The 7535-nt window shown below is 71.0% G+C and carries 5 protein-coding genes and 1 pseudogene; all 6 read left to right on the forward strand.

Going from position 1 to position 7535, the window contains the following annotated elements; all coding sequences use genetic code 11:
• Positions 1-2040 (forward strand): FxSxx-COOH system tetratricopeptide repeat protein (gene fxsT, locus ACFY0T_RS50150; protein WP_388885923.1); only part of this gene is annotated, 2040 nt, incomplete at its 5' end.
• A gap of 117 nt (positions 2041-2157) precedes the next feature.
• Positions 2158-2574 carry a CU044_2847 family protein gene (locus tag ACFY0T_RS50155; protein WP_388885926.1) on the forward strand — a complete coding sequence of 139 codons (417 nt, stop codon included), beginning with the start codon at positions 2158-2160 and terminating at the stop codon, positions 2572-2574.
• Positions 2571-3515, forward strand: a complete 945-nt coding sequence (locus ACFY0T_RS50160) for an AAA family ATPase (protein ID WP_388885928.1) — start codon at positions 2571-2573, stop codon at positions 3513-3515. The genes ACFY0T_RS50155 and ACFY0T_RS50160 overlap by 4 nt, the downstream gene beginning before the upstream one ends.
• An 8-nt stretch (positions 3516-3523) precedes the next feature.
• A complete protein-coding gene (locus ACFY0T_RS50165; protein ID WP_388885932.1) occupies positions 3524-5431 on the forward strand; it encodes a magnesium chelatase in 1908 nt (635 codons plus the stop codon).
• Positions 5403-6737 (forward strand): CHAT domain-containing protein, encoded by a 1335-nt coding sequence (locus ACFY0T_RS50170; RefSeq protein WP_388885934.1) that lies wholly within the window; start codon positions 5403-5405, stop codon positions 6735-6737. Before ACFY0T_RS50165 ends, ACFY0T_RS50170 begins: the two co-directional genes overlap by 29 nt.
• Positions 6734-7535 (forward strand): annotated as a pseudogene (locus ACFY0T_RS50175) (hypothetical protein); the annotation flags it as partial. The gene ACFY0T_RS50170 and the pseudogene ACFY0T_RS50175, both read left to right, overlap by 4 nt.

The following is a 7535-nucleotide window of genomic DNA, read 5'->3' on the forward strand; positions in this document are numbered from 1 at the left end:
AAGCTGCTGGAAGTGCCGGTCTACGACCGCGACGAGTCGGTGGCCTTCATCCGCCGCCGGGCGCCCCGGCTCAGCGAGGCCGAGGCCGACCAGCTCGCCGAGGCCCTGGAGGACCTGCCGCTGCTGCTCGACCAGACGGCGGGCTGGCTCAACGACTCGGACCTCTCCGTCCAGGAGTACATCGCCCTCCTGGAGGGCGGCATCGACCAGGACGTCGTCAAGGTCTCCGCCGACTTCCCGGTCGCCTTCCAGACCGCCTGGTCAATACTGCTGAACAAGCTCCGCGACACCGTCCCGGAGTCCGTCGACCTGCTGCGCCTGTGCACCTTCTTCGCGCCCGGCTTCATCCCCGTTCGCCTTCTGAAGGAGATGCCGCACGACGAGCTGCCCGAACAGATCGCGGGCCTGCTGAACGACCCGCTGCTGTGGAACAAGGCGATCAACCAGCTCCGCCAGTACTCGGTCGTCCGCCTGGAGTCCCACGAGGCCACCGACGAGGCCGCGTCCTCCGGCGAGTCCCTCTACCTGCACCGGATGGTCCACCAGATCGTCCACAAGGACATGCCGGACGAGGACCACCGCGAGTTCATCGACGTGGTGCGGCGGGCGCTGGCGGCGGCCGACCCACGGCGGCCCACGGACACCCGGCTGTGGAGCGGCTACGCGGAGATCGTTCCGCACCTGAAGTACGCGGACGTGCTGAAGAGCAAGGACCCGGCCGTGCAGACCCTGGTCTTCAACTGCCTGCGCTACATGTTCATTTCGGGCGAGTACCGGGCGGGCATCAAGCTCGGCGAACGCGCCCTGAAGGCCTGGCGGACTCTGCTCGGCGAGAACCACCCCCGTATCTGGGAGCTGACCCACCACTACGCCAACGTGCTCCGCGCGGTGGGCGACTACGAGCGCACGGAGGCCATCGAGCGTGCCGCCGTCGAGCATCTGCGTGAACAGCGCGGCGAGCGCGACCTGGACCATCTGCGCGCCGTCAGCGGCCTCGGCGCGGACCTGCGGGGCCTCGGCCGCTACGACGAGGCGCTGGAACTCTCCCAACGGCTGGTCCTGGCCTACCGCGACCTGCTCGGCGAACAGGACTCGCGGACCCTCGGGGCGCAGAACAACCTTGCGGTGTCCCTGCGGCTGCTCGGCCGCTACGAGGAGGCACTGGACATCGACCAGCGGACGATGGAGGCACGCAGGCTGCTGCTGCTCGCACGGCACCCGTGGACGCTCTCCTCCGAAATCCATTACGCCGTCGATCTGCGCCTGCTGGGCCGCTACACCGAGGCCGAGTCCATCCAGACGAAGAACGTGCGTGAGTACCGCCGCGTCATGGGCGCCGATACCCCGCCGACCCTGGAGGCCGAGCACAATCTCGCCCTGTGCCACTACCGCAGCGGCGACCGCGCCGCGGCGGGCGCGCTCCTCACCCGTGTGCTGGAACGCTGTGAGCGCGTGCTGGGCGAGACCGACCCGCAGACACTGAGGTTCGCGGCCACCACGAGCTGCTTCGCGCGGGAGCACGGTGACATCGACCAGGCCCGGGAGCTCGGCGAGTCCGTGGTCGCACGCTATGAAGTGATGCTCGCCGAGGGGCACCCGTTCATCGCCGGTGTGCGGGCCAACCACGCCCTGGTTCTGCGCAGTGTCGGCGAACGGGACCAGGCGCACGTGGTCATCGAACAGTCGCTGGCCGACATGACCGCCGCGGTGGGGGAGAACCATCCCTGGACGCTGGGTTGCGCCATCAACGCCGCCGCGCTGCGCAACCTTGTCGGCGATCCCGAGTCGGCCGCCGCGCTCAGCCATGATGCGGTCACCCGGGCCACCGAGGTCCTCGGCCGCACGCATCCGCTGACGCTCTCGGCACGCATCGCCCTCGCCGCGGACCTGCGAGCCCTCCGGGACCGGCAGCAGGCCGAGAAGGTCGAGCAGGGGGCGCTGACGGACCTCGCCGCGACGCTGGGCCCCCAGCACGTCCACACCATCTCGGCCCGCTCCCGCAACCGCCCCTACTGGGACTTCGAACCCCAGGAGACGTGAGAAGAGGTGCCGGTCCTCGGTGCGCATAACCCCTCGCGCGCCGGGGAATGACCCAGTTCTCTCTCAACAGACGTGCATTACACGGGAGTTGTGCCGGGGGGGCGCGTGGTGATCTTAGTGGGACCTGTCCCGGAGGGTGCGGACGGGCCCATCCCCGTCGAAGTCGACACGGATCTGGACCCTGCCGGGTCCGACGACCTCGATGCCATCTACGGCGACGAGGCGACCAGGGCCGGAGCCGCCCGGCGCCTGGTCGAGACTGCCCAGGACACGTACAGCGACGGACTCGCCCTGGCACGCCGCTGCGCAGCCCTGGCCGCACGGAGATTCGGGGAGCTCGAAGAGCACCTGCGGCCCGACGAGGTCGAGCTGCAGCTCTCCATCAAGGTGGACGCGGGGCTGGCGGTGCTCGTCAAGAGCGGAGCGGAAGCCCAGCTCCAGATCACCTGCCGATGGCAGACCTCCGCCCCGCCGGCAGGGGCGGCGAGCGGTCCGGCCGGGACCACGGGAAGCCCGGAGGGGGCCGCCTCGTGAGCCGTGACGCCGGGGCTGTGCGGATCCTCCCGTACAGCCGTGTCGTAGGACAGGACGACATGAAGCTGGCGCTGGAGCTCAACCACGTCACGCCCCGCATCGGCGGTGTCCTGATGACGGGGGCGCGCGGCACCGCGAAGTCCACTCTCGTACGTTCCTTCGCCCTCATGGTCCACGGGGAACTGCCCGTCACCCTCCCCATCAACGCGACCGCCGACCGGGTCATAGGCGGCTGGGATCTCGACGCGCTGATGCGCGGTGAGGTGCGCCCGCAGCCCGGACTTCTGGAGGAGGCGGGCGACAAGGGACTGCTCTACGTCGACGAGGTGAACCTCCTGGACGACCACCTCGTCAACATCATCCTCGACGTCGCCTCGACGGGCGTGCTGTCTGTCCAACGGGAGGGCCTCGACACGTACCAGCAGCTTTCGTTCGGTCTCGTGGGCACGATGAACCCGGAAGAGGGCGGGCTGCGGCCGCAGTTGCTGGACCGCTTCGGGCTCATGGTCACCGCGAGCGAACTGGACTCCGACGACCGCTACCGGATGATCCGCACGGTGATGGACTTCGAGGAGGAGTTCGGCAAAGAGGGGTCCGCCTGGCGCGCCAAGGCCGAACGGGACAACGCGGCGATCCGCGCCCGGCTGGAGCGCGCCAGGGACAGGGTGCCGCGGACACAGGTTCCCAAGAAGGTCCTCAGATTGTGCGCGGACGCTGCCGCACGGGTGCACGCCGTGGGGCAGCGCGGTGAGATCGTCGCGGTCATGGCGGCCCGCGCGCTCGCCGCACTCGACGGCGCGGACCGGGTCGAGCCGAGCCATGTGCGGCGGGTACTCGCCCTGGCCCTCCGGCACCGGCGGCCCGAGTCGGTGACGGGCGGGACCTTCGACTGGGGGCCGGCCGACCAGGACCGGCTCAAGGATCTTTTCGACGCCCTCTGAGCCGCATCATGCCCATCGATCCGCCGAGCCGCCGCGACGCAGATGCCGCGTCCGCCGCGCCCGAGGAACCGGAAGACCTCGCGCGGCGGCTGGTCCGCGCCCTCGCCTGTTCCGCCGTCGATCCCGCCCTGAGCGGTGTGCTGCTCTTCGACCTGGACCCGCAGTTCGTCGACCCGGTGGCGCGGGTCTTCGCCGAACTCCTCGGAGATCCCTCAGGCCCGCGGGCCACGCCCGTGATGCTGGGTGCCGACAGCCGTGACGAAGGCATGTGGACCCGGCCCGTGCTGCGTCAGGAACGCGACGGCATCACCTTCGCCATCGAGCCCGGTCCTCTCCTCGGCGCCGAAGGCCCAGGAGCCGTGCCGCCCCTGGTAGTGGTGCCGGACCTCGCGAGGCTGAGTGTCGCCGGGATGCGCGCGGCCGTCCAGCTCCTGGGGGCGGACGTCGCCGTGGTGGAGCAGACGGGACTGCGCCGCACAAGCAGGCCGCTGGCGCGCTGGCTGGCCGTCTGCCGATCCGCGGATGCGGGCCGGCTCAGCCGGCATCTGCTGGACCGCTTCGCCATCCGGATACCGGCCGCCGGACTGCGGCTGCCGGCGGACGGCCTGGGCCCCGGGGCTCTCCCCCACGCGTGGCTCGCTGCCGCGGGCGCCCCGGGCGGACCAGCGGTGCGGGCCGCCGTCACCGACGACGCGGTCAGGCGCGTACGGGAACTGCTGGACCCCGACACGGGCAACCGCAGGACACTCTCCCTGCTGAGACTGGCCCGGGCGCTCGCCACGTTGGACGCGGAGCCGGACGCCACACCGGAACACTGCGACGCGGCGGCCCGGCTGATCGGTCTTCCCGTCCCGCAGCCGACGGAACGTACCGATACGGATTCCGGCCCCGCTCAACCCCCCGTCGATCCGGTGCCCCCCGATCCGGGCCCGCACCGCGACGCCCGCGACCGGACGGGTCGTGGCGGGACGCGTCGCTTCGAATCGACCACCGAGCAACTGCTGGAGACCGAACCCGCGGAAGGGATCGGCGGTGCTCCAGGCGGCGCCCTCGACGAGAGCACGAGCCCCTACGCCGAGGACGAGGCGGTGCCGCTGCGGGACTTCGCCCCCCTGCGCAACCCATGGCAGCGCACGGCGGGGCCGGCCTCGACGCGTGGCGTCGTCGTCGGAACGCGACGGGCCCGGGATCTGCGCGACCTCGCCTACGTGCGCACCGCACGAGAAGCCGCGGTGCACCAACGCGTCCGTCGCAGCGAGCGGTTCACCGTCTCGCCCGTCGACCTGCACAGCAACATCCGCGCCGCATCCCCCGAACGCATGCTCGTCCTGCTCCTCGACCACACCTGCCGGGGTGATTGGGACTGGCAGGACGCGCTCACACCCTTCCTTCAGTGGGCGTACGCCGGGCGGGCGGCGGCCCAGGTGATCGAGGTCGGAAGTGTGACGGTGAAGGACGAACTGAGGGCCGAATCCTTCGCCGCGCGCAGCGTCCTCGACCCCCGTATCCTCGACGCGCTGTACCGTCCGGCGGGCCGGGCCACGCCCCTCGCTCATGGCCTCGAACTAGCGAGACAGGCGCTGCTGCGTGCCTTCAGGCAGCACGGGAACGGTCTCGTGGAGGTCTGGCTGGCTGTCATCACCGACGGCCGCGGCAACGTACCCCTGCGCGCCAGTCACACCGGACAGCTGGAGGGACCGGTCGGCGCGGAAGGCGTCGAGGACGCCTTCGTGGCGGCGACGCGCTTCAGCACCATGGACCGGACGAGGCTGCACGTCGCCGTCGTCGACGCGGCCCGCCGGCCCTACGAACACCTGCCGTTCCGGCTGGCCGACAAGCTCGGCGGCACCGTGGTCGAGGGCCGCCTGGCCGAGGAACGCGGAACGCGTGAGGACGGGGGACGCGGTGTGGGGTGAGCCGCGGGGCCAGGCCCGTTGGAGGGAGCAGGCCACGTCCGTGATGCGTCGCGCGCTCATGGCCGATCTGAAGACTGTGCCCCGCCGTGAACCCGCCCCCGACGCCCAACTGCGCCCCCCGCAAGGGCCTCCCGCCGGGATCGGAGGGAACGAGGGCCGACCCTACGACCGTCTGGAGGAAGGCTTCGCCCTGCTCAGCGTCGTACGCGCGGAGCGGGCCGACGGCCAGGACGCCTACGCGCTCAAGGGCTGGTGCGGTGACCTCACGGTGGAGGCCTCGGCCGGATCGACCCGGCTGGGTGCGCCGGACATCAGCCTCCGCAAAGCCATCCGCGGCGGGGAGTTCCCGTCCGAGATCCTGCGTGGCATCCAGCTGTGGTCCGAGAACCAGGTCGAGCTGGCGGCATGGATCAACGAGATCCGCGACCGCCACGGTGCCGCGCTGCGCCTCATCGTGTGGGACGACACGGGTTTCGAACTCCCCTGGGAGCTGTTCTGGGTGCCCGCCGACGAGCAACGCGGGCTGCCGGCCGGACTGTTGGGTGCCCTGCTCGTCATGGCCCGCTGGACGACCCTGCGGGACACCGGTCAGGACCTGCCGCGTGAGACGGGGGACTGTCACGGTCGGGTACTGGGCTATCTGCACGAGGACATGGCCGACGACCGCCACGTCTTCAAGCCCTACGCGCACCACATGCACCTGAGGATGACCTCGTTCCTGGAGGCGCTCAACACCCCCGCCGACCGCATCGGTCTGGTCTACATGGGCTGCCACGGCGACTACGGCGACACGGTCCCCCGTCTCTCGCTCGGTGGCCGCACCTGGGCCGAACTCAACGACCAGACCATGCGCATCCTGCACGCCGACCGGTCCCTGGTCTGTCTCAACGCCTGCCACTCCGGGCTCTTCGTCCGCAACAGCGGACAGGGCGAGCAGGCACTGCGCGGCTTCGCCGAACTCTTCCTGCGCAAAGGAGCGGGCGGCTGCATCGTGGCCGCGGGCCAGGTGGGGGACCAGGAGGCCCGCGCACTGGTTCGGAGCCTGGTGGGCGAGGTGACCGCCCACCCCAACCGTCCGGTCACCGAGACCCTGCGGGCCTTCCGCGCCCGCGCCGTGGCGGAGTTCGGCCCCCTGGCAGCCATCCCGACGGTGCGTAACGATGACGGGCAGGTCGACAAGTTCGGTCAGAAACGGGTTCTGCGGCTGCTGTACGCGTTCATGTTCCACTACTACGGCCACCCGCTCACCACCGTGCGGCTCACCGTGGGCGAGGGGTACGGCGTCCGGGGAGGGGGTGGGTGGTGACCGGCGACGCACCCCGCCTCCTGATCGAACCCGTCGTCGAGTGGCCACGGCACGCCGAGACGGAGTCCGACTACCTCGTCACCATCGACCTGCGCGGTCCGCTCCCGACGGAGGAAGGTGAGGCGCCCTCGTGGCCCTATCCCGACGAGGAATTCACCTTCTCCGTCACACTCGACGGCTCTCCGCACTTCGTGTGCACGGCCCTGAACGAACCGAGCGTGGTGCTGCACCGCTTCGGTGGTACGTACGGAGAGGCCCGCTTCCGGGTGTCGACCGGCGGCGAAACGGGTGCCGCCGCGCTGTGGCTGACAGTCAGCAATCAGTGGGGTGTGCCCGTCCGCAAGGCGGAACTGCGCTCGGAGATCCGCGAGCGCGACTCCGAGGCCACGCGGCGCACGAGGCAGGTGGAGGTGGTGCGGGAACCGCCCCCCGCACCACCTCCCCCGCTGCCTTCCGCACCGCCTCAGCGGTCGGCTCCGCAGACCCCGGAACGTCCTGGACGAGCCCCGGAGGACGAGGAGCGGCCGAGGGAGCGCACTCCGGAGGTCCGGGAACAGCCGGGGGAGAGCACTCCGGAGGTCCGGGAACAGCCGGGGGAGAGCACCCCGGAGGTCCGGGAACAGCCGGGGGAGAGCACCCCGGAAGTTCAGCGGCGGCCGAGGAGGTGGCCGTGGAAGCGGACCGCTGCCCCGCCCGGACGACCGACCGTCACGATCAGCTTCGCCGGTTTCAACCGGGCCTGGGCGGCCTGGATCGGGGACCGTCTGGAGCGACGTGGCCATCGCGTCGTGTACCAGC

Origin of the sequence: Streptomyces sp. NPDC001530 (genome assembly GCF_042894545.1) — a bacterium.
Classification (GTDB): Bacteria; Actinomycetota; Actinomycetes; order Streptomycetales; family Streptomycetaceae; genus Streptomyces.

Coding starts and splice junctions, on each gene's coding strand:
- ACFY0T_RS50165 (WP_388885932.1), top strand. CDS start 3,524: ATGCCCATCGATCCGCCGAGCCGCCGCGACGCAGATGCCGCGTCCGCC.